Source organism: candidate division TA06 bacterium (assembly GCA_004376575.1).
Classification (GTDB): domain Bacteria; phylum Hydrothermota; class DG-26; order E44-bin18; family E44-bin18; genus E44-bin18.
The window spans coordinates 1-22,220 of record SOJN01000031.1; the positions used below are offsets into that span (position 1 = coordinate 1).

The window sequence follows — 22,220 nt, forward strand, 5'->3', positions numbered from 1 at the left end:
AGAAGATAACACCATTTCGAGGCCACATTCTTGAGTAATATGCCCGCAATGACAATTCGTTTGGCGTAGGTGTTTGTTGTAGGGGCGCGGTCGCGGCGCCCAGTCTTCCTTCTATTTTCGTGTTTTGGGATGATTGTCCCTTCAGGGCAATCAGTCTTCGGGAAGGCCGTAGATTCCTTTTTCCATGTCTTCTGCCTCTGAAGACACAACCCGGACAGTGCCGGTCAGTTCTTTTTTGAAGTGCCTCCTGGAGGAATAGGTGGGTTCGATCGACATCTTGAGCGTGTAAGTGCCCGGTTTTACGAAATTGCCGTTGTTGTCGAGTCCGTTCCACACGATGTCGTTTTCCCGTGGGAACTGCTTGAATTCCGGGAGGAGTTGCCTGACGAGAACACCTTCACTGTCGTAGACCTTCATTCCGACAAGCGCAGGCTCGGTCAAATATATCGAGATTGTTGTGCCGGGCTTGCCTTTCTGGCCGAACTCCGGTGGGAAGAATCCTCTCAGGTAGGCGTCCACACCCACCCAGTAGTAGTGAGCGCCGGACTCGTCCAATATGAAGACCTGGCCAAACCTCTTCCATATCGTAATTCCTGTGGGATGAAGGAATTCCTTTTCGCCAGTTCCTTTTCTGCCGAAAGATACTATCGGATTAAGGTCCTTGTCCAGCTTGTGAATCTGGCAGTTAATCGAGTCTGTCAAGTAGACGTTGTTATAGTAGTCTATGGCAGCGTACGCGAATCTCGAAGTCTCGAGATTGAGTGTCTTGTATGTTATTGACTTCTCTTTTCTTCCTTGAAGGGAGAACCTGGTGAGTCTCTTCCCCTCCTCATCCACAACCACAAGAAAGCTTTCCTTATAGTAGGTCCATGGATCGTTCGCATCCAACACAGCGATGCCAGTTGGTTCCCTGAGGTAGTCTGTTCCAAATGAGTATATGTATTTGCCTGTGGAGTCAAATACCTGAACCCTGTTGTTTGACATGTCTGTTACATATACCCTGTTCTGAGAATCGACGGCCATTCCCACCGGGTCATCAAACTCACCGGGGGCCAGTCCGAATTGGCCAAAGGCTGAGACATAGGAAAGCTTCTTCCCGTCAGTTTTGAGAATGACGATTCTATCATTCCCCGTGTCGGCCACATAGATTTTGCCGGTTACCGTTGCTGCTACACCGTGTGGGCTCCAGAACTTCCCTTCGCCCCTCCCGAATCCGCCGAAAAGTTTGAGTTTGAACAGTTCCTCATTGTACAGGATCTGGTGCAGCCTGGCGCTAGCAGCGAACAGTGACAACTCATCGTCGTCCTTCACGCTGGCTGGATCGTCCGTAGATATCATCCTAACTGCGCAGACGCCTTGAGGATTCCTGAAGGATATGCCTCTTCCCAAAAAGAACCGGAGAAAATAGTCACTCGCTTTGTGATATCCCATCGTATGAGCGAAGGGAGGAAAGACGAGAGTGGTGGGGTCGTATCGGTTAGCATTCGCCGAGACGGGTGCGAGTACAAGGAATGCGCCAAGTCCAATCAGGGCTCGGAAGCTAAGATCAGCTCTCCTCGGTACCACCCATCTGCCTTTTCGTTTCGATCTTGGTGTCTTTCGGGGGCTCTTCACTGGACATCTTGCAGTTGCCTTCAAAGAATACGCCATCCTCGACTGTAAGGCCGCGGCATACGATGTCAGCAGAGAGATGAGACCCTGTCTGGAGTTCTATCTTGTCAGACGCCCTGATATTCCCGTCCACGGTTCCGCCAATCACAGCATCTTTTACTGCGATGTCACCCTTGATTTGGCCTGTCTTGCCTACTATGACAGACTCGCTTACTTCCATGTGGCCCTCAAATTCACCATCAATTCTTATTGAACCGTTGACTTTCAACTCACCATTGAACACAGCGCCCTTTCCCAGCAAATTCATTCCGCCTTGGTCCTTGTTTCGCATCAGTCCCTCCTTTTTCGCAGTTCCCGTTCCCACTCAGGACAACGGTTAGAGCAATCAGTGTACAAGGTATCTCATGGGATCAACAGGTTTCCCATTCAGATGAGTCTCGTAGTGTAGATGAGGAGCGCTAGAAAGCCCTGTCGATCCAACAAAGGCGATGACAGCTCCTCTCTTTACTCTTTCACCCTCTTTTACTAGAAGGCGTGAGTTGTGGCCATACACGGTTACAAACCCCCGGTCGCTTTGGATCTCTATTATCTGGCCATATATATCATCCCATCCCGAGCGCGTCACTATTCCAGACGTGGTGGCCACTATGGGTGTTCCTGTGGGTGCCGCGATGTCGACGCCTGAATGATCCGAACTGAAGGGGCGGGTTAACCATCCTCTAGCTGGCCACAGGGTGGGAATTTCCTCCAGGAGTATTGTAGTACTCTCTGAAGACTCATCTTGCGCCTTCACCAGGATCGCTCCACCGAAAGGTGTCTCCAGTTGTTCAGGCAGGGGAGTAATCCCGGGCGAGCCCAGTTCCAGTGGGGATGGAGACCTCTCGACTCCCAGCATGTTCCTGATTTTTTTGTCAGTTCTCTTGAGCAGAGCAAGGTCCTTTTCTATGCGGGTGATTTTCCGCCATTGCTCTTCCAGCTTCAAGTTTCTTCTTTCCAGGATTTCCGCCCGCAGCGCCTTATAGTAGATTCTGCTGTAGTTTATGGCCATGAAGGCGAAAGTAGCAAACAGAAGAGTCGCTACTGTAATAACAGTATAGATTGTACTGTAGGAAACTTTCTTCCTGATACTTCTTCCGCTGTCCCCTGGAATAATGAGCAGGGTTACTTGTTTCTTTCTCCTCATTCGGAGGTTACCTCTCTCAGAAGATAAAGGATCCTATCGAAATCATCTCTCGTGTAGAATTCTATCTCTATTTTCCCTTTCTTTTTCCCTGTTGTAATTCTCACCCTCGTACCTAGGAGCTGCGAAATCTCCATTTCCAGATTCAGGATATCCGGGTCCTTACGCCTTGCCTTTCGCCCCTTACTTTTCGAAGCTTCCTTTTCTATGTCTCTGACGGTAAGGGACCTTCTTACGATCTTCTCTGCGAGAGCTAGCCGCGCCGGGTTGCCCTTAATAGCAAGGAGTGCACGACCATGCCCTGATGATAGCTTGCCAGATCTTATGTATGACCGGATTTTCTCCGGAAGCTCAAGGAGTCTCAACATATTTGCCACGGTGGAACGGTCCCTGCCAACCTTTGTTGCTACTTCATTTTGAGTATAGCCAAAGGTTCTCATCAGGTTCCTGTACGCACTTGCTTCCTCTATGGGGTCAAGATCTTCCCGCTGGACATTTTCGATTATTGCCAGCTCGAGCACCTCTGAGTCGGTTGCCACCTTCACCACTGCTGGAATCTTCTCCAGGCCAGCCATCTTCGCTGCCCGAAGCCTTCTCCCACCACATATGAGCTGGAAGCCTGATTGTCTTCTTCTCACGACCAAGGGTTGAATGAGTCCCTTTTCTTTGATCGATTTTACGAGCTCGGGAAGGCCTTCGTCTTCCTTGGATTCTCTCGGCTCGTAGGGATTCGGCTCGATGTCGGAAAGGTCCAGATTCAACACCTCCTCAACCGGAGTCTCCTCTGGTATGAGGGCATGGATACCTTTCCCCAGAGCTTTCCTAGCCATTTTTCATCACTTCCTTCGTGAGATTCAAGTAAGCCTCGGCTCCCATTGACATTATGTCGTACAGGACTATTGGCTTTCCAAAACTGGGTGCTTCAGCCAGCCTTACATTTCTAGGTATGACACTCCTGAACACTTTGCCTTTGAAGTATCCTTTCACTTCTGACAGAACCTGTCTGGATAGGTTTGTTCTGGAGTCGAACATGGTCATCAACACACCTTCTACGGTCAGTCCTGGATTGAGTTGCCTTTGCACGAGCCGTATTGTACTGAGGAGTTTACCCAGACCCTCGAGGGCGTAGAATTCACACTGAATCGGTATGAGGACAGAATCTGCAGCAACGAGACCATTGAGGGTGAGGAGACCAAGAGATGGGGGACAGTCTATTATCAGGTACCTGTATTCGGACTTGATCTCTGCAATTGCTACTCTTAGCTTGCTCTCTCTCTTTTGCTGATTGACCAGCTCCACTTCGCACCCGACCAGTGAGAGGTGAGAAGGAACCAGATCCAGCAAGGCCAGGGTCGTCTTCGTTCGCGCATCAGCCAGAGGAGTGTTGTTCGTCATCACATCGTAGATTGATTTGCCCGCACTCCCTTTTGGTGCTCCAAGGCCGCTGGTGGCATTGGCCTGCGGGTCTATGTCAACCAGAAGTGTCTTCTGCTCAGAGAGCGCAAGGCAAGATGCCAGGCTGACCGCAGTGGTCGTCTTCCCCACTCCCCCTTTTTGGTTCGCAATCGCTATTACCCGACCCACAGCCTACCTTCTTAGCAAATCTGGAAGGATGACCTTCAATTGGCTAATCTATTGCACTGTATTGTCTTGAAACTATATCGCAGCGGCCGCCTCATGTCAATATCAATTTCTCTCGCAGAGTCCGCTCCCGCAAGTGATTTGCGCTATATGCCATACGCCATGCGCTCTACGACAGCTATCAGCTCCCAAAACCTTGGAACCACAGATTATCACAGATTATCACAAGATTATTCTTATGGTTTGGGTTCAGCCATGAGGATGAGGTTTGAATCTGTGTAAATCTTGTGAAATCTCGTGGTTTCAGGTTCTATTCTCGTGTTCTAGAGTTTCTCAGTTACAACAAAGACCCTGGTCACTTCCGTCAGTGGCAGTACAACCTTTTTCATGCACACCACCTTCGCACCACCTGCCAGGAGAGGCTTGACGGCCTGGTTCATTTCATTCACCACATCTTTTGATTTGAATGCAATCATGATTCCCCCTGGAGAAAGAAGGGGTATAGCCATGGAGACAGCGTCTCGCAGTTTGGCAACTGCCCGGACAAGGACAACGTCATGTCTAGAATGGGAAGCCGCGAGCTCTTCTGCTCGGCCCCTGAACACCTCTGTATTTTGGAGTCCCAGGGTTTCAACCACTTTTTCCAGGAACAAATAGCGCCATCTTTTCGGTTCGGCTAGCGTGAGGCTGATGTCGGGCCTCGCTATCTTCATAGGAATGGCAGGGAATCCGGCCCCGGAGCCCAAATCCAGACATTTGACTCCTTTCTTCTTAGGAAGGAGTTCCAGTGCCGACAGGGAGTCGATGAAATGGTAGCCAGCAATTCTCTTCTCGTCATTTCTGGATACTATGTTGCGGCGTTTGTTCCAGGTGAGTATTTCCTCAAGATATGTTCTGAAGAGCCCTACCTGAGACTCGCTGAGGCGGATGCCAAGCTCACCTGCCCCACTGATCAACTGTTCCATCTGAGCTTCGGTGTCCATTGCTGAGACCATATTACCATAACCAATTACTATTTCGAAGTACTAAGTACGAATTGCAAAGTACGAAGGACTGGGGACAAAGAGCGAAGTATAAGAGCAAAGGTTAGGACTTCGCCATGGGTGATTTTGTCCTTTGCAACTTGTACTTGGTACTTCATAGGGGATGAAGACCATTTTGGCTTGACACCAACCTGGCGGGATGCTAGTTTTTTATTCAGATTTGAGTTGGCCGGAGGTGCAAGATAAGGTCTGCTGTACTCACTCTCCTGATTTGCCTGGTTCTCGCTTCCCAAATGGGTTTTGGCATAAGTTTCACATCAAAACTGGTGTTTGTCAGATGAATATCTTAAAGGGGTTTCAGAATTTGATAGGCGAACATTGCGCGACAACCGCACTGAGGCAGGTATTTGCCTGCACAGGGATAAGGTTGAGCGAGGAGATGCTGCTCGGCCTTGGAGAGGGGATAGGTTTTTCTCACAGGAAGGAAAAAGGCAGCAAATTCCCCCTGATGAGCATGAGAGGGGCCGGTCTGCTTGAGTTTGAGGCGAATGTCTGTAAGAGACTGGGCATAAAGATGAGGGCTGTGAAGGTAAAGGCAAAGAACCAGGCTGAGAAGGATTTGCTAAGGATGGTGGAAAAGGGAGACCCTGCCTACATATATGTTGACATGAAACACCTTCCGTATGCGCGGGGGAAGATAGTTTGTCATATTGGCACTCATTCGGTAGTGGTTGCAGGCGTTGATGCGATCACCAAGACTGTTATAGTGGCAGACAAACATGGCGCTCTTCAGGATGTGTCCCTTGTTTCGCTTGCAGAGGCCCGATACTCAGCTTGGAGCCCCTCTCAGCATGATAACACGATGCTTAAGTTCACGTATCCGAAGACACTCTCCCCAATAGCGTCTGCAATAGAATCGGCAGCGGCTGAAGCTGCCCGGTGTATGCTCAGCTCACGTGACAAGAATTCGGGCGTTCGAGGAATAAGATTCTTTGCCGAGAGAATCCTGTCCTGGCCAGATGAGTTTGGTGCGAAAGACGCGGCCGCTGCCTTCAGGAATGTTTCCGTGTTGATTGACGAGTCTGAAACTGGTGGTGGTGGTTTCAGAAAGATGTACGGCCGATTTCTGGGCGAGGCATCTCGGATGCTAAAAGATGAAGAACTCTCCGCCCTTGCCGCTTCGGTCACAGGTCTGGGGAGGAAGTGGTCGACTGCGGCCTCGAAGCTGAGAGAGGTGAAGCCGAAAGGGATGGAGGACAAAGTCTCTTCGATTTCCAAGAAGATATCCGAGATCGCTGATTCTGAAGAGGCCGTCTGGGAAAGGCTGAAGAAGATTTTTGAATAGCGATATTACAGATGTAAGACTAATCAGGCTGTACGCTATACGCTGTATGCTATACGATTGCTATCAGATGTGAGCCATCAGCTTCCAAACCTGTTCCAGGTTTTCAATTTCCATTTTCGATTTTCGCAATTTCGTGTTTTCTTCTTGTAGGGGCGCGGCCTTACCATTTAAGATTGCAGATTTCAGATCTAAGATTGCGGGTTGAGTTGTAGGGGCGTATTGCAATACGCCCCCTTTGTGTTTGGGGCTTGGTTTGCATCACTCTGGATTTGTTTCGAAGAGGTCCAGAATACGTTCAGCAGATTCCTCATTCACACGTCTGTTGAAATCTCCGGCGCTTTTGGCGGCGTGATATTTGTTGCCAAGGTAGTACCGATTGAACAGAAAGAGGTATGTCATGGTGGCATCCTTCCAGTGATGTTGGGCAATGTTGTTGATAAACAAGTAGCCGGTTGCAGAGTTGATGGCAAGTGCATTCACGCCGTTTCGCCAGTCCTCGGCGTAGAACTGACCTACCCCAGGGAGGAAAGTGGATAACCACTTCGCCACATTAGGATTCTTTTGGGGAGAATGTTCTGCCAGCAAAATGAGTGAATCTATGCGACTTGCGTGTTGGGAGAATTCAAAGGGTTGCGAAGTATCTTCGAAGCACACCTGAAAGGCGTGCCTCGCTTTTTCCCACTTGAATTGATATAGACAGTTGATCCCCCTGAGGAAGGCCGCCTTGCGTCTCAGCGCCGGGAATCTACTGTAAAGCTCTATCCTGATAAGCTGGAACTCTGCAAGGTCGAATTCTCCCTTTGCCGTTGTAACTACTGCAAGGGATATTTCTCTTTCGGTCCTGATGCTATCGTTCAGGGCAGTTCTAATCGACTGCTCAAGTGCTAGAGCTGATCCATCCCACTGTCTCTCGTTGCGATACGCCAATCCCATCTTGTAGTAGGCGTAACTGACACTTTTGCTGCCGGGATTCAGGAACGCGAATCTTCTGTACTCTGTTATGGCATCCTCGTATTGCCCAGAATCGTAGAGATGCTCGGCAAAGTCGAGCGACACACCATATGCCAGTAGCGGTGCGCATGGCAGAAGCGTAAGAAGACAGAGGCCAATACTAGTGAGCCTGAGCATTAATGAGGACCTTCACCTTCAGCGAGATTTTTGCTTCCTGTTCTTCGTTGAAAATCTGGGCTGTGACTACGGAACCATATATGTTTCCCAGGTAGAGTACTCCGCCGATTGACCCGTACACCCAACCCTTCACGGACCTCACCCCGTCTTTGTGAAATCCTTCGTAGGCCTGCCAGCCGGTCAGGCCAATCATGAGCAGAGAGAACAGGCCATCGGTTGATCGACCGCAGTAAACCTTGCCGGCCCCCGGTATCACTGATGAATACAGACCCGCGAGAGCCTTGTTCTTGTGAGGAAGATTTTGGCCTTCCTTTGCGAGTGCAGCCGTAGAGATGACAAGGGGATTACCCGGGTCAAGCTTGCCGAGGCTGTCCATGAGGGCACTGGCAATGTCCCATTTCCGCAGTCTAAGGTAGTTCAGTCCGACCAGCTTTTGCATTTTCAGTACTTCCTGGTCATCCTGAATGAGTCGCATGTGGGTGCCAATGTATTTCATGGATTTCTGGCCTTGGCCTGACAGAAGATATGAAAAAGCAATTTCGTAATGGGCTTCCTCGATAAGGGGGCTGTTGGGATGCTCATCGTGGATTTTGCGGAAGTAGTTGATGGCTGCAGGTGGTTTGCCGCCCATGCGATAACAAAGACCTATTTTGTAGAGGACTGAGTCAGCATTGGTAGGCATTGTCGGGGCACTGTAGATATATCGCTGGTATTCAATGGCAGCTCGAAGGTATTCCCCTTCCTCAAAAAGGTGCGTGGCAAATCTATATGTGTTGCCGGGTTCAATAGTGTTTTCATTGCCATTCTGAGCAGAGGCAGTGCCCAATGCCAGAAGGATGAGCCCAAAAGGCAAGTAACGCAGGTGTGTGTAAGAGTTCATCTAGGAATCAGTATCAGTGGCCGCCGCACGGCCGTGACCTAATGAAGATGATATTTCTCGATTGGATGGTCTATTGCGAGTCCAGAAGAAGGGTCAATTGGATAGTATTTTTTTGCGAACCCGTTGCATCTCTGCAGTCTATCGGAGGCCATCATGATCCCGTGAAATGGTCCATACTTCTGGACGGCCTCCCTGCTGAATCTGGAACAGCTTTTTGTGAAGTTGCAGGCGGGCACGTCCTGTGATGATACTAATGTCTGATAGAGCTTTATGACTGATGTAAGGACGAGACTTAACTCGTTAACCTGATGCCTCTTACTTCTTGGAGCCGTCTCTTCCTTCGCTGGTTTAATCTGGTTGCTTTTTCTTATGATGGAAAGGTCCTCGCTTATGTCTGCCTGTGAGGTCTGGCTCAGGCCTAGAAAGGCGAGAAGCACAAAAAGCTTCAGGAGCTTGCCTACCACTTTACCTCCTTGACTTCCACGTCTGTCGGTATGTGGAAGTTGAGAACTTCCTCAGGGAGAGGGGAATCGAACTCGGGGTCGGAGAAGACTACCTTCTCGAAGGTCGAATCTGTTCGTGAGTATTCGGTAGTGAGGATTTCCATGGGGAAGTAGGTTCCCTGATAACGTACATGTTTCTTGTGTAGCGATTTACGCAGAGTTTCGCCGCGGGCGGTTTTGGATTCAGTAAAAACAATCTTGTCATCTATGATTTTGAGGATGGTTTCTCCCAGAAACAGAGAGAAACGTTTGGGCGGTGTCCAGTGTGATATCAAGGTATCGGCCTGGATGTTGTAGTCTCTTACTCGGTAGCCCAGCCCACTCAGGCCATAGTCCCTTTCAGCGACGCCAACGAAGGCCTGGACAAAAGGTGGATAAGAACCAAATCTGCTTATGATCCGAAAAGCTTGCCTGCTAGCCGGGTAGTATATGGTCGTCAGCGTGTCTTCAAATACCATCCACTGATCAACAGGATGGGTCACTCTCAGAATGATTCTGTCGGGCGGCTGACAGTAGACCATGCCCGATGCGGTTTCTTTTTCAGCGTCCTGTGTGTATTCTCGCACGAAAGCAATGCTGAGTGGAGTTAACACTTCAGCAAATGAAACCAGGGGCATGAACACCCCCAGCAGAGTGATGGCGACGGTTCGTTTCATGTATGAATCTCGATGCTACAAGGAACAACTCATAGCGGCCATAGTATATCCGATTTCCGACGCAGCAAGATAGGGTTACGGCCCGTGCGTGCAGAGAGATGATTAGTCGGATTCCGCGACCGCAGCTGCAAGAACGATGAAGTAGCAACCCAAGTACAGGACTGTAGAGACAAGACAGCCGCCAGCGGCCCACAGCGTCTGGACGTTTTTTGCTTTTGAGGCAAACGCATCCGTGTACGCTGCCACGTATTCGGGGGATTTTCCTATCAAACGAGCCTGCGGAGGACTGGGGGTCACCGCATATGCTATGAGAACTCCCACGCAGCTCAGAAACCCGATCATGAACCAGACTCCTTTGCTAACCTCGGCATCGGCATCGGCCTGGGCCTTGGCTCTTATATCAGCTAGCTCCTGTCCTTTAAGCTCTGTGGCTTCGACCTCGACCTCAACTTCAGGAGTTGTCACCTTGGCGATGGCTGACTGCTTTATCTTGAGGATCTTCGAGTCGGTCTTCAGCCTGATGTAGTCCTTGGTCTCCTCAATAATCTCACCCTTGTAGGTCTCTCCAGATTTCAGGGTTATCGTGTCTGCGAAAAGGGGAGCAGTGATCAGTGCAGAAATCAGCACCAGTATAAGCGGGCCTTTCATCGCACCTCCTTCATTAAGATTGTGGAAGCAACCTTCAGCCTGTGTTGTGCGCCATGCTATCCTGTAGTTAGTATGCTGTCAAGGGGAAAAGCGGAGTTCAATCGAGGGATTGTAGATCCTTCGCGAAGCCCTGTGTTCACCGAACGGCGGAGTCGGTGGTCACTCCACGCCGAGGCTATTGGATCAAACTACAGGGGGCAACACCTTCAGCCGATCACCTTTGTCGAGAGAGGCTTAGAATTCTTCGAATATCTTTAGGGTCGTGCTGATCATCAGATACACGCAGCCGCCAACTACGACCCCTGCCACGCAGCCCTGCAGGGCCCTACTTCTCTGGATACTCTTGCCCTTCTCCGTATAGGCATCGGTGAAAGCCTCGACATATTCCGGAGATTTTCCAACCAGATAGGATTCAGGAAGACTGGGTGTCGTCGCGTACGCGAAGAGAACTCCGATTGGTCCCAGGAGAAGACCCGCGGCCACCCAGGTCTGCGCCGCAACTTTATCTTTGGCAACAGCCTCCGCGTACGCTCTTGCATTCTTCAGCTCTTCTGGCTCGACTCCTTCGACTTCAGGAACGGCTATCTCGGCTATTGCCGACCGTTTTATCTTCAGGATCTGCTTATCGGTCTTCAGCCTGATATACTCGGCGGTCTCCACGATGATCTCCCCAGTATAGCTTTTTCCTGATTTCATGACCACTGTGTCCGCGAAAAGCGGAGCAGCAATAAGGGCAGAAATGAGAACCAATACGATTGGGGTTTTCAAAATACCTGCCTGTATTTCATGGTTCGCTCGGTTACGTGCCCTGGGGAGCAGCGCACCCACTTACTACGACACCAAGATAAGCCCGGCCCTCTGCCTACACAGGTGATTAATACGTCGTCTCAGTCTCAGCCGCAGCAATAAGAATGAAGTAACAACCGCACGTCGCTACTGTGCCTACCAGGCAGCCAATGAGAGACTGAGTGGTCTGGATGCTCTTTCCTTTAGCCTTAAACGCGTCTGTATAAGCTGCAACATATTCTGGAGACTTTCCTATCAAGCGGGTCTGTGGGGGGCTTGGAGTGGCCACCATTGCTACGATCACTATGACCGGACCAAGCAGGAAGCCGCCGCCAAGCCAGAGGAGTTTATTGACTTCGGCTTCGGCAGCCGCCTCCGCATCCATTATCGCCTGCGATACTTCATCGCGGGATGTTTCCTGAACCTCGACCTCGACTTCAACTTCAGGGCTAACTACGCTTGCTATTGCTGATTGTTTTATCTTCAGGATTTTCGAGTCCGTCTTGAGTCTGATGTCTCGCTGGTCTGCTCGATAATCTCTCCGCTATAGGTCTTTCCAGATTTCATGATTACAGTGTCCGCGAAAAGCGGAGCAGCAATCAAAGTGGAAATCAGCACGAAGACGAGCGCCCCTTTCATTACACCTCCCTTGCCAAGGTTTTGATAGGCAAAATGCCAATATTATGCACTTCTAGATGTGTGTTTAGTTCTAATCGTTTCGTGCTTCGTACTTCCTGTCATGATTCTGGAAGCAGCCTCCACCTTTTGTTGAGGGTTATCATATGTTGCCATCACTATTCTGTCAAGGGTAAAACTGGGGAGCAGCAACTAGGACGAAGATCAGTACGAGTGTGATCGGTCCTTTCATATCATCAACTTTGTCATCAGTCTGGTCAACAGCTGACTATCCTTTGCCGGAACGAAATGCACAGCCTATGTTCTCATATATTTGTAACTGCCACGAGTGAGGGAAGTCAAGGGAAAAGTCTGATTGACACGAACTTAGCCAAGGCGTGAAATAATAGGTCGCTGTCGATCATATCAGTTCGAAGAACGAATCCTTGCCCAGATGGTAGCAGTATTTCTTGACAAGTTTTCTCAGACTATTACCGCCGTCCAAAAACATCCAACCCATTGGCTCCAAAAAGCACATTCTTTCCACGTCAAAGATCCGGCGTGTCTCATCAGTAAGGACAAAACGCATCATAGGCGAATAGGTCAACATTCGTATTAGTCCCTCTTCCACTCTAGAATCACTATGTCCCCAAGAACTGGAAAGGAGACGTTTCAGCGAATCAACATCCTGGTCTACAATGAATACGATAATCTGATTCTTTTTTATATCGATTTTGAAGTGCTGCAGTTTTGCGAAGTCTCTAACTCCATTTTCGACAATAGAGATTTCCTCATCTGCAAAGATCTTTGGGGAGCTTCTTCTCAGAAAAACCCGGGCGTTGGGATGCTCATAGATCTCGTATCCCTCGGGAATCGTCCTTACCAAAACACCATCATCCTTCTTGGAGAAGAAATACTTGGGTTTGCTAGTTCTGGTTTTCCCCCGGTGAAGGTAGTAGGTGTCGCCCGAACGATTTATGTATTCAACTGGCATCAAACATCCTGTATTTCAAAGGCCAGGTGGCAAAGTGTTCCATTCAGTTCCCCTATGGTCGTAATCAGAGCTGAACTTCATCTCACCTCTTGTGTGTTTGCGAACACCGAATCATCAGGGCAAGCCTGAAATCCAACGGCTTCCATGTTTACCCAGGGAAGAATTCAGTTCTTCCCAATTTATACACCGGCCAGAGAGGATAGACAATCCCTTTTTGGAAATGGTGGTGCAGAGTGCCAATGAACGAAAGTTGACAACCAGTCCACAGATATCGACTTTAACACCAAAATGTTAACATCCCTTCTGCAAAGTGTTTGCGATTGACAAAATTTGATTGACACCGTTGCTCCTCAGTGTTAAAGTGCAGTCGCGTTCTTTGTATCACGCATATGTGGTTTGGGTGTTTTTGGCATGCTCTGCGTGCCGAGGAAGAATAGGGAATCCCGTGAGATACGGGAGCGGCCCCGCCACTGTAAGCGGATAATCCGCTGTCAGTCACTGTTCAGATTTTGAATGGGAAGGCTGACAGCCCGATGTTCCGTGAGCCAGGAGACCTGCCCAGACCGTTCAACGCAGGAAAGCCTTCGAGGGGGAGGCTGATGCGAAACGCAACCCGACCTCGATGGTCGGGAATTTTTTTGTGCTCATGGCTGTGATTCGCAGGATTCAGACCGGCAGTTACATAGTGGTTCTCGCCCTCTTTCTCTGTGCTGGGTGTGCAGAAGAGACGGGAGAAGATCACCTCACTTTCACTTTCACTGATGACAGGGGAAAAGAGGTGGTCCTTCCAAGTCCGGTTAGAAGGATCATTTCCCTCGCTCCTTCCTTCACCGAGATAGTCTACGCGCTCGGCGCGGAGGAGAAACTTGTCGGAGTGACCACATATTGCGACTATCCTCAAGAAGCAGCCCTGGAACCAAAAGTGGGCGATTTTCTCAATCCAAGTATTGAAAGAGTCATTGCGATGAAACCCGACTGCGTCCTTGCCACAGCCCCCAGTCAGGCCAGGACCATTGACAGGCTGGAGAAGCTGGGATTGAACGTGGTCCAATTGAATCCAGAATCAATCCTGGGCGTGGAGAGGTGCATTGTCCAGATTGGTGAGATACTGGACAGAAAAGACGCTGCTGATTCTCTGGTCGATCAGTTCAGGGGTTCAATCCGACGGATGAGACATTTGACATCTTCGATTGAGAATAAGAAGAGGGTTTTCCTGGAGATGGACACCAATCCGCTCGTTTCCCCGGGTCCGGCATCTTTTGTGGGTGAGCTCTTAACTCTTGCTGGCGGTGAGAACGTAGTCCAATCAAATTCCAGGTATCCGGTCGTCAATCCTGAGTTTGTGATCAAAGAAGATCCCGAAGTGATTATTATTGCCAACCCGGCGGTCTCACCAGAAGAAGTGAAATCGCGGCTCGGATGGGGGACAATCAGCGCAATCAGATGGGGGAGAGTCTACAGTATAGAGGCTGGCAAGATTTCGCGGCCAGGGCCAAGGGCTGTCAAAGGCGCTGAGGAACTATTCAGGCTCATCTACCAAACGAGCGAAAAATCTGAGTCAGAGGGATAGAAGCAATGGTGCGCAAAAAGTGGACACATCTTCTCTTTCTTTCCATCCTTCTCGTGGTTGTAGCCTTTGTTTCCATGGGAATCGGACCTTCTTGGGTTTCCTCCATAAGTATTTACAGGGTCAGGTTTCCAAGAGTTGTACTGGGCATATTTGCCGGCTCATCGCTTGCATTGATAGGAGCAGCCCTCCAGGGCATACTCAAGAATCCTCTTGCTGATCCCTATATCCTGGGAGTTTCAAGCGGGGCAGCATTTGGAGCAGCCCTGGCCATAGTGTTGAGAATAGCGGCTTCTCTGTTGACGCCCATCTTTGGATTTCTGGGGGCCATACTGGCGATTGTGGCGGTGTACAGCCTTGCAAGGTCGGAGGGGCGCATACCGAAGGATACTCTCCTGCTCAGCGGAGTCCTCGTTGGCTTCTTCTTTTCCGCACTGGTCATGCTCTTGATGGTGATGGCCAAGTCTGAACTTCACCAGATTACCTACCTTCTTATGGGAAACCTGGGATTCATTTTCGGCAGGAGAGATGTTCCCGTTTTTGCCGCGTTTGCGATGGTGGTGATCGTGTGTGGAGTCATCATCTACTCGCGTTCGCGGGAGATGAATATACTGTCGCTGGGAGAAGAGGGGGCGAGACAGCTAGGCGTAGAAACTGAGAAACTGAAGATGATGGTTTTCGTCACATCTTCTCTAGTTGTAGGTTCAGTAGTTGCTTTTTGTGGGGCTATTGGGTTCATCGGGCTGATGGTCCCGCACATCGCACGCATCATCGTGGGACCAGACCACAGAAGACTGATAGTCGCCTCTCTGCTTCTGGGAGGCACTTTTCTTCTCATTGCTGATGCAATCGCCAGGACAGTCGCGCCTGTTGAGCTTCCTGTTGGTGTGATAACGGCGATTTTTGGGGTTCCATTTTTTGGATACTTGCTGAAAAGGAGACGGACACGCTTTGATTAGAGTACACAACGTTAACGTGTCATACGATGGTATTCTTGCTCTTGATGGTCTCTGCTTGAGTGTGGCCAATGGCGAGTTCGCAGGGCTGATAGGTCCCAATGGGTGCGGGAAATCGACTCTGGTGAGGGTGGTATCGGGCATAATAAAACCTGACGAGGGATCCGTTGAGCTGAACGACAAACCCCTGTCGGAGATGTCCAGGAATGAAATAGCTAGAACTGTGGCTGTGGTTCCTCAGGAGAGCCACTTCTTTCTCGACTTCAGTTGCCTTGACATAGTGTTGATGGGCAGAAACCCATATCTTCGAAGGTTTCAAGCAGAGACTGAAAAGGATTATGAGGTTACACTGGATGCGATGAGTGTGACTGACACGACGCATCTCAGGGAGAGAGGGATAAACGAAATCTCCGGGGGTGAGAAGCAGAGGATCGTAATAGCAAGGGCTCTTGCACAAAGACCCAGAGTTCTTCTGCTTGATGAGCCGACGGCACATCTGGATATAGACCATGAGATTGAAATCTTCGATCTGCTGAAGAGGTTGAATAGAGAAGGGCTGACCATAATCGTCGTCTCGCATGATTTGAATCTCGCTGCGGAGTTCTGTGGTCGAATCCTCTTAATGGTTAAGGGCAAAGTGGCCGCTGAAGGAAGACCGGAAAATGTTATCGCACCACAGGTCTTGAAGAGCGTGTATGGTTCAAGAATTGTGGTTGAAAAAAATCCCAAAACAGGTGCTCCACATGTTCTTCTTGCGCCTGAGCATGGAGGTGAGGATGATGAAGAGGGTAGTTGAGATGATTGTGATATTGCTGCTGCCGTATATTTGTCTTGCGGCTGAAGAGTCTTCTGTTGTAGACAGTCTCGACCAAATTCCAGTATATGAGATGCCGGGCATAACGGTCACTGCAACCAGAGTCCCCCACAGGCTTTCAGATGTTCCTCTTGGAGCTGAGGTGATAACTGCATCGGAGATTGAAGAAAGCGGGGCGTCTGACGTTGGGGAACTCCTGAGGAGTGGTGTGGGCGTTGACGTTAAGAGCTATGGGTATTTGGGTTCAGCGTCTTCCATATCTATTCGCGGCTCTGCGTCAGGTCAGGTGCTTGTCTTGGTGGATGGCAGGCCCATCAACTCTGTTTCTCTTGGCGTAGCAGACCTGAGCGAAGTCACCTTGTCCGATGTTAGAAGAGTTGAAGTGGTGAGGGGTCCTGTGTCCAGCCTGTGGGGCGCGAATGCACTCGGGGGGGTGGTGAACATCATAACCGGTTTCACGAGCGAGAAGACATCATCGAAAGCGACTGCCGAGTTTGGTTCCCTTAGAAAGCAGAACTACAGCGCAACTGCAACAAGCTACTTCGGAGATTTCGGCCTTAATCTATCGACTTCGTGGAGGAGCGCGGATGGTGAGCGCGACAACAGCGACTATGAGGGACGGAAGTTCTCTGGGAAGATTGGCTATTCCGGCATGGAATGGCTGAATGCAGACCTGACCGGCGCGCTTGAGCGTTTTGAACTCGGCCTGCCTGGCCCGATCCCCGATTCTATTTCCGAATACGGCAACGAAGATGTTAGTTCATTGTTTGACCGTCAGAAGAATGATAAGCGGTATCTTGATCTATCCGTTGAGATGAAGCTGAGCGAAAAGAATAGAGGAAGAGCCAAGTTTTACTATGACAGAAGGGAGATGGACTATCATGCAGTCTATGATGGCTGGGACTCAAACACCTTCTCTTACTACAAAGCGATTGAAGATGATAACTACCTGACAACTGTTGTGGGAACGAATCTTCAGTTCGAGGTGTTGAATGCCGTCAATGACGGAGTAGTTGTGGGCCTTGATGTGGCCATTTCAAAGTTCGATGCAACACAGGTCGTATTGAATGACAGCACCAAGGAAAAGACAGTAACCCGTTGGACCCCTTCTGACACAGTGTTAGGAATCTATGTCGAGAGCCACTTTCATCCAACTGAGATGGTTGGCCTAATCGGCAGCGCCAGGTATGATAGAAGCTGGGCTTACGGTGACCGGATAAGCCCCAATGCCGGGATCATAGCCCAATTTTCCCCCCGTGCTCGCGCAAAGTTTTCGATAGGCCAGGCGTTCCGTGCGCCCACGCTGAACGACCTGTACTGGCCTGAATCGGAATGGACAGGTGGGAACCCGGACTTGAGACCTGAGATAGGTGTAGGAATGGAACTGCGGGTTGAGTATGAGCCGCTGGAACTGTTGAACGTCGCTAGCTCTGTGTTCCGAAGGGATGTTGAGAATTTGATCGTCTGGGCACCCTCCTCAGACTACAAATGGCGCCCCACAAACCTGAATGAGTTCCACAGCAATGGTATCGAAATTGAGTTTGAGCTGGGGCCGATCAGCGATGCAAAATTGAAGGGCCATCTCACGTATAACTATGCATTTCAGAAGGACCAGGAGGCAGGTGATCGTGAGTATGATCGGTCTTTGGTTGAAAGGCGTGCTGCGTTTATACCAAAAACCAAAGGGCACCTGAGCGGATCATATAAGGCTCCTTTTGGGCTCGACTTCTTGATGGATGTTGAATACACAGGCAGAAGAGTAGCCTACTTCGAGGACTATATTGGATTTAACCCAGTTACAGTTGAGAAATGGCTTGAGGATGCAACTGTCGTTAATGGCAATGTGGGTTTCAACGTGGGCCCTCAGTATTTCTTCATCAAAGTTGACAATATCTTCGATAGTAGATATTCAGAGGAGTTCGGGTACAAGCTAACCGACAGAGACTACCCGAGGCCAGGCCGCACATTCAGCTATGGAATGAAAATACATTTGAAATAAAGTACAAAGTACTAAGAGCGAAATAGGCCCGAGCCTTCGTGAGAAGGCGCGTGGAATATTTCGTCCTTCGTCGGCGTCAGCCGACGGAGGAGGACGAAGAACTAAGCGCCCACCCCGCACCACCAACAACAGAAATTAAGAAACTCAGAAATCGGGAAATTGAAAGCCCAGGAACGGGTCTAGTAGCTGACGGCTGATAGCTGATACGGGCTAGCTATCTTGTGTCTTACAAGAAAATGATCTCTGTGTTCTCTGTGGTTAAAATACTGACCACTGAGGTCACTGAGATTCTACGAGGGTTTGGAGCCAGATATCAGTCTCTGTGTTCTCTGTGGTTGAAGGGCCTTCCTGAGAGCTGACAACTGGTAGCTTCGGGTGTTTGACACTCGGTTATGCCTCTGGTATACTGCGGACATGCTGAACAGATTCCTGTTCGTCTTACTCTCCACCCTCTTTTGCCTGTCGGCGTGTTACGGAGAATACCTGGACCCTATCTCGCTCGATCATGAAGGTCCACATTTTCCAGTGAGCCCTACAATACTTGCAGACACGATTTCTCTTGAATATGTGTCTGTGCCGCCGCTTAAGAGCATCTATTTGAAAGAAATCTCTGTCTGGGGTGGGTTGCCGATGCTCAACTCCCTCGTGCCCGGCCACATTGCCAGTCTTTCTATGGATAGTCTGCGTAGTCTCCACCTGATGCGTGCATCCGGGGCCATTGAGTTGGCCACGGGTGGCATACATAATTGCCTGGGCTACGTAGGTCAGCCTTGCTTCGCATCCGTTCGAGCTCCTAATCCGAGAGGCATACTCTTTCTGAAGGACGGAATACCAGTCAATGATGAGATGACCGGTGCGTTCGATGTCTCGCACATATCGCTCGTAAGCCTGAGTAAGATAGAAATTATGAGCGAGTGTGGTTCCAGTATTTACGGTCCGAATGGTTCAGACGCGGTTGTAAACCTGGTAACCAAAACCTTTTGGGGAGGTCTTCCCTATTCAAGGGTCGCGATCTCTGGCGGCAGCCACGATTTAACAAGGGCAGAGCTGGAGTTCGGTCGCAGCTTTGGCAAATCCTGGAGTGGATACGCCTCAGCAGCATATCTAAAAGAGGATGGATTCAAATCAAATGCAGATGCAGACATCAAAGACTTCAACGCTGATCTGTCGTATGACCTTGGAGCAATGAAGGCAGGCGTATCAGTCTGGCGCAGAGACGGAAAGGTTGGCATTCCAGGTGATACGATTGGACTGAGCCAACCCCTGAGAGATGAAGACAGGGTCCTCTTTGGAACTGTCTATGTTAAGGGAAATTCCTTTGACACTAAGTTCTACTACAAAGACTTGTGGCACGAGGATTCCGATTCGCTCAACAACTCGCTTGGAGTGCGAACGGTGAAGGGCATGGGTGTGGACGTGAAGAAGGCAGTGAACTTACACAGAAAAAGGATCTCAGTAGGAGTGACAGGTAGAAAGATAGAATTGGATGCTGGCGACAGCCTGTCTTGCGAAGTCTTGGATGGGGGCACCAACGTAGCAGCCAACTTCGAAGTGCTTCCGCTCGTTTACGTGGCTCCAGGTGTGTCTTATTGGTACAACGAAGTCTATGGTTCAGAGGTGAGTCCCAAGCTCTCGATTTCAATGATTTACAGTCTCGGATTCGTCCTTTTTGGTTCTGTTAGCAGGGGTTTCAATGCGCCAAATATAAGGGAGCTCTTCTCTCCAACATCCGGCAATGGGGAGTTGAAACCTGAGCATACGCGGTCCTTCTCTGGAGGACTGAGATATGAAAGTAATCAGGTGAGCCTGTCTGTTCACGGCTTCGCCATAAAGACAAAAGACCTTATCGAACCAGAAAGCGACTCTGCAAGTCAGTTTGTGAATAGTGACTATGTCTCTAGAGTCAGAGGCTTGGGGTTTAAGGCGAAAGGCAGAGCGCCGTTTGTTGAGGCCGGGATGAATTTGAGGTTAGCCACGTCTGAGCATTCCCGAACAGGAGAGGAACTCCCTTATGCTCCTAAAGTGTCTGTTGCGGGATATGCTGGATACAATGGCGTTTTCAGGCGAGGGGACCTGGGCGTGAAGGTGACCGTAGATGCGAAATATGCAGGGGAAAGAGTCTCTGACAATGGTCTATCTCTGCCCGAATACTACGTCTTGAATTTGTGCGGAGAGATAAGGGTCATTAGCCTGCGTATGTCCTATAGAGTTGAAAATCTTCTTGATGAGGAATATGAGTCTGTTTCAGGTTATCCTATGCCCGGCCGGACATTCACCTATGGACTTGATTGGGAATTTTGGAACTGACCACAAGTCTCCCGAGCCCCACGCACCTCCCCTCATAAGACCGTACGCTATACGCTGCAAGAGTGTTCTGTTGCTGGCGTAGAGTTTGCGGTTGCCTTTGATTTTGGTTTACCAATTTTGTGATTCCTGCAGGGCATGTAGGGGCGCGGTCTCCGCGCCCACTCTTCTAGAAGGTTTAGTGTAGGATCCGTTCCAATGTGTTTCACAAGCAGATTCTTTGTCGCCCTGCCGGGCTCCTCCCCGTGTAACGGGGCAGGCAGAATGACATTCCGTTTGTTGTAACTGTTTTTTGTAGGGGCGCGGAGACCGCGCCCGTTTTGATTGGGCAGGGAAACCCTGCCCCTACAGCGTCTTAGCTGAGAGCTGATGTCTGATGGGTTACTGAAAAGTCCATGCCTGGCCCCGTGGGTGGGTGGTGGAAAAATGCCCCGTTCTTAGGGATAAGGAGATTCTCCTCAGCAAAAGAGGCAATGTACGGCTTGTTTTGCTCTGCATTGACACTTTTGGGCGACAAAAACTTGTCACGAGTTGTCCAATTTAGCCACGGGTGCGGCGTTGTGCCCCACAATTGACGCTGACTGTCCGGGTGCGGTCTTTTGCTAAGCCTTTGTGAATTGAAGGCTTACGAAAGTCCTATCGGCCCAATATCCGTGGCACGAATATTGCCTTTTTTACCTACATCGCAGTATCGTGTCACCTATTCTTGCGGGCTGGTATGTATGTGAGTTGTGGCAAATAATAATTGATTGTCGGGTGTGCAGGTAATGTGCTATTCTTTTCATGACTTCACAATTAACCCCAACAAGGAGGCGTAAGGATGAGACTGCTAATGTCTCTTCTGTGCGCGGTTCTCCTTCTGGTTGGGCTGTCAGCCTATGCTGGTGCTCCTAGAGTCATCAGTTTTCAGGGCAAGCTGACAGACACCAGCGGAGTGCCGATGACAGGAACGTTTGAAATGACGTTCCGTTTGTGGGATGCTGCGACGGGCGGCACCATGCTTTTTCAGGACGTGCATCCTTCGGTCGAGGTTGACAACGAAGGGTTGTACAACGTCGAGATGAGCATTCCTACCAGCATCACTTTCCAAGATCTCGCGTGGCTTGGAGTAGAGGTTGACGCTGATGGCGAGATGACTCCGAGATATCGGTTGACATCGAGTCCGTATTCATTTTGGGCGATTAATGCAGGGATGCTGGAGGGGAATAGCCTGGCGGATTTGGACCTTCGGTTTGTGAATGAGGGTCAGGTCAATTCGATAACTAGCGCGATGATCCGGGACGGGGAGATAGTCGATGCTGACGTTTCTGCGACAGCGGACATAGACCCCACCAAGATAAAAGGGACAGCGTGCACAGGCGCTGGTACAGCCGGCTATCTCGCCAAGTATAATGCGCCGACTACCCTTGGGAACTCCGTGATTTATCAGAGTGGGAGCAATGTCGGCATCGGAACGACGGGCCCAGCGGAGAGGCTGGATGTATCCGGACGATTGCGCGTTACCGACAAGGCAAGGATTGGTCCAAATTGCAGTAACTCGGGATCTTATGCCTTCGCCGTAGGCAACGCCAACACGGCCAGCGGCTCTTATGCAACTGTGACCGGTGGACGTATGAACGTCGCCAGCCGTAGTTATGCTACCGTGGGAGGCGGATATAGGAACAATGCCA

21 protein-coding genes and 1 riboswitch are annotated in these 22,220 nt (G+C 50.0%); of the genes, 7 read left to right on the forward strand and 14 right to left on the reverse strand.

What is annotated here, in order from left to right; translation table 11 throughout:
• Positions 1-150 precede the first annotated feature (150 nt).
• From E3J62_02290 to rsmG, 6 genes are all read right to left on the reverse strand, one after another.
• Positions 151-1,650, reverse strand: a complete 1,500-nt coding sequence (locus E3J62_02290; GenBank protein TET47131.1) for a hypothetical protein — start codon at positions 1,648-1,650, stop codon at positions 151-153.
• A complete protein-coding gene (locus tag E3J62_02295) occupies positions 1,547-1,942 on the reverse strand; it encodes a polymer-forming cytoskeletal protein (protein TET47132.1) in 396 nt (131 codons plus the stop codon). The genes E3J62_02290 and E3J62_02295 overlap by 104 nt, the downstream gene beginning before the upstream one ends.
• Before the next feature lie 54 nt (positions 1,943-1,996).
• Complete coding sequence (locus E3J62_02300; protein ID TET47133.1) at positions 1,997-2,794, reverse strand: M23 family metallopeptidase; 798 nt, start codon at positions 2,792-2,794, stop codon at positions 1,997-1,999.
• Positions 2,791-3,621, reverse strand: a complete 831-nt coding sequence (locus E3J62_02305) for a ParB/RepB/Spo0J family partition protein (GenBank protein TET47134.1) — start codon at positions 3,619-3,621, stop codon at positions 2,791-2,793. The genes E3J62_02300 and E3J62_02305 overlap by 4 nt, the downstream gene beginning before the upstream one ends.
• Positions 3,614-4,375: a ParA family protein gene (locus E3J62_02310; protein ID TET47135.1), complete on the reverse strand. Its 762-nt coding sequence runs from the start codon at positions 4,373-4,375 to the stop codon at positions 3,614-3,616. Before E3J62_02310 ends, E3J62_02305 begins: the two co-directional genes overlap by 8 nt.
• A gap of 320 nt (positions 4,376-4,695) precedes the next feature.
• Positions 4,696-5,367, reverse strand: coding sequence for a 16S rRNA (guanine(527)-N(7))-methyltransferase RsmG (rsmG, locus tag E3J62_02315; GenBank protein ID TET47136.1), 672 nt, complete (start codon positions 5,365-5,367; stop codon positions 4,696-4,698).
• A gap of 187 nt (positions 5,368-5,554) precedes the next feature.
• On the opposite strand from rsmG, the gene E3J62_02320 reads away from it, so the two are divergent.
• A complete protein-coding gene (locus E3J62_02320) occupies positions 5,555-6,700 on the forward strand; it encodes a DUF4872 domain-containing protein (GenBank protein ID TET47137.1) in 1,146 nt (381 codons plus the stop codon).
• Positions 6,701-6,958: 258 nt separating this feature from the next.
• On the opposite strand, the gene bamD is transcribed toward E3J62_02320, so the two are convergent.
• The 8 genes from bamD to E3J62_02360 form a co-directional block, all read right to left on the reverse strand.
• On the reverse strand, positions 6,959-7,828 hold the full coding sequence (gene bamD, locus E3J62_02325; protein TET47138.1) for an outer membrane protein assembly factor BamD: 870 nt from the start codon (positions 7,826-7,828) through the stop codon (positions 6,959-6,961).
• Entirely contained in the window at positions 7,812-8,708 is an 897-nt protein-coding gene (locus E3J62_02330; protein TET47139.1) for a tetratricopeptide repeat protein, read from the reverse strand. Before E3J62_02330 ends, bamD begins: the two co-directional genes overlap by 17 nt.
• Before the next feature lie 38 nt (positions 8,709-8,746).
• Positions 8,747-9,172 (reverse strand): membrane protein insertion efficiency factor YidD, encoded by a 426-nt coding sequence (locus E3J62_02335; GenBank protein TET47140.1) that lies wholly within the window; start codon positions 9,170-9,172, stop codon positions 8,747-8,749.
• Positions 9,166-9,867, reverse strand: a complete 702-nt coding sequence (locus tag E3J62_02340) for a hypothetical protein (protein TET47141.1) — start codon at positions 9,865-9,867, stop codon at positions 9,166-9,168. Before E3J62_02340 ends, E3J62_02335 begins: the two co-directional genes overlap by 7 nt.
• A gap of 102 nt (positions 9,868-9,969) precedes the next feature.
• Positions 9,970-10,515, reverse strand: coding sequence for a hypothetical protein (locus E3J62_02345; GenBank protein TET47142.1), 546 nt, complete (start codon positions 10,513-10,515; stop codon positions 9,970-9,972).
• 234 nt (positions 10,516-10,749) lie between these two features.
• Entirely contained in the window at positions 10,750-11,283 is a 534-nt protein-coding gene (locus tag E3J62_02350; GenBank protein TET47143.1) for a hypothetical protein, read from the reverse strand.
• 106 nt (positions 11,284-11,389) lie between these two features.
• Positions 11,390-11,686 (reverse strand): hypothetical protein, encoded by a 297-nt coding sequence (locus E3J62_02355; GenBank protein TET47144.1) that lies wholly within the window; start codon positions 11,684-11,686, stop codon positions 11,390-11,392.
• Between the two features lie 651 nt (positions 11,687-12,337).
• Positions 12,338-12,910 carry a hypothetical protein gene (locus tag E3J62_02360; protein TET47145.1) on the reverse strand — a complete coding sequence of 191 codons (573 nt, stop codon included), beginning with the start codon at positions 12,908-12,910 and terminating at the stop codon, positions 12,338-12,340.
• Between the two features lie 381 nt (positions 12,911-13,291).
• Positions 13,292-13,487, forward strand: a riboswitch (cobalamin riboswitch).
• A gap of 45 nt (positions 13,488-13,532) precedes the next feature.
• Between E3J62_02360 and E3J62_02365 the strand changes: the two genes are divergently transcribed.
• The 6 genes from E3J62_02365 to E3J62_02390 form a co-directional block, all read left to right on the forward strand.
• Complete coding sequence (locus E3J62_02365; GenBank protein TET47146.1) at positions 13,533-14,480, forward strand: cobalamin-binding protein; 948 nt, start codon at positions 13,533-13,535, stop codon at positions 14,478-14,480.
• Between the two features lie 5 nt (positions 14,481-14,485).
• Positions 14,486-15,436, forward strand: coding sequence for an iron ABC transporter permease (locus E3J62_02370; protein ID TET47147.1), 951 nt, complete (start codon positions 14,486-14,488; stop codon positions 15,434-15,436).
• Complete coding sequence (locus tag E3J62_02375; protein TET47148.1) at positions 15,429-16,229, forward strand: ABC transporter ATP-binding protein; 801 nt, start codon at positions 15,429-15,431, stop codon at positions 16,227-16,229. Before E3J62_02370 ends, E3J62_02375 begins: the two co-directional genes overlap by 8 nt.
• Positions 16,129-18,246, forward strand: a complete 2,118-nt coding sequence (locus tag E3J62_02380) for a TonB-dependent receptor (protein TET47149.1) — start codon at positions 16,129-16,131, stop codon at positions 18,244-18,246. Before E3J62_02375 ends, E3J62_02380 begins: the two co-directional genes overlap by 101 nt.
• A gap of 414 nt (positions 18,247-18,660) precedes the next feature.
• A complete protein-coding gene (locus E3J62_02385) occupies positions 18,661-20,553 on the forward strand; it encodes a TonB-dependent receptor (GenBank protein TET47150.1) in 1,893 nt (630 codons plus the stop codon).
• Between the two features lie 817 nt (positions 20,554-21,370).
• The coding region (locus E3J62_02390; protein ID TET47151.1) for a hypothetical protein at positions 21,371-22,220 on the forward strand (850 nt) is incomplete at its 3' end.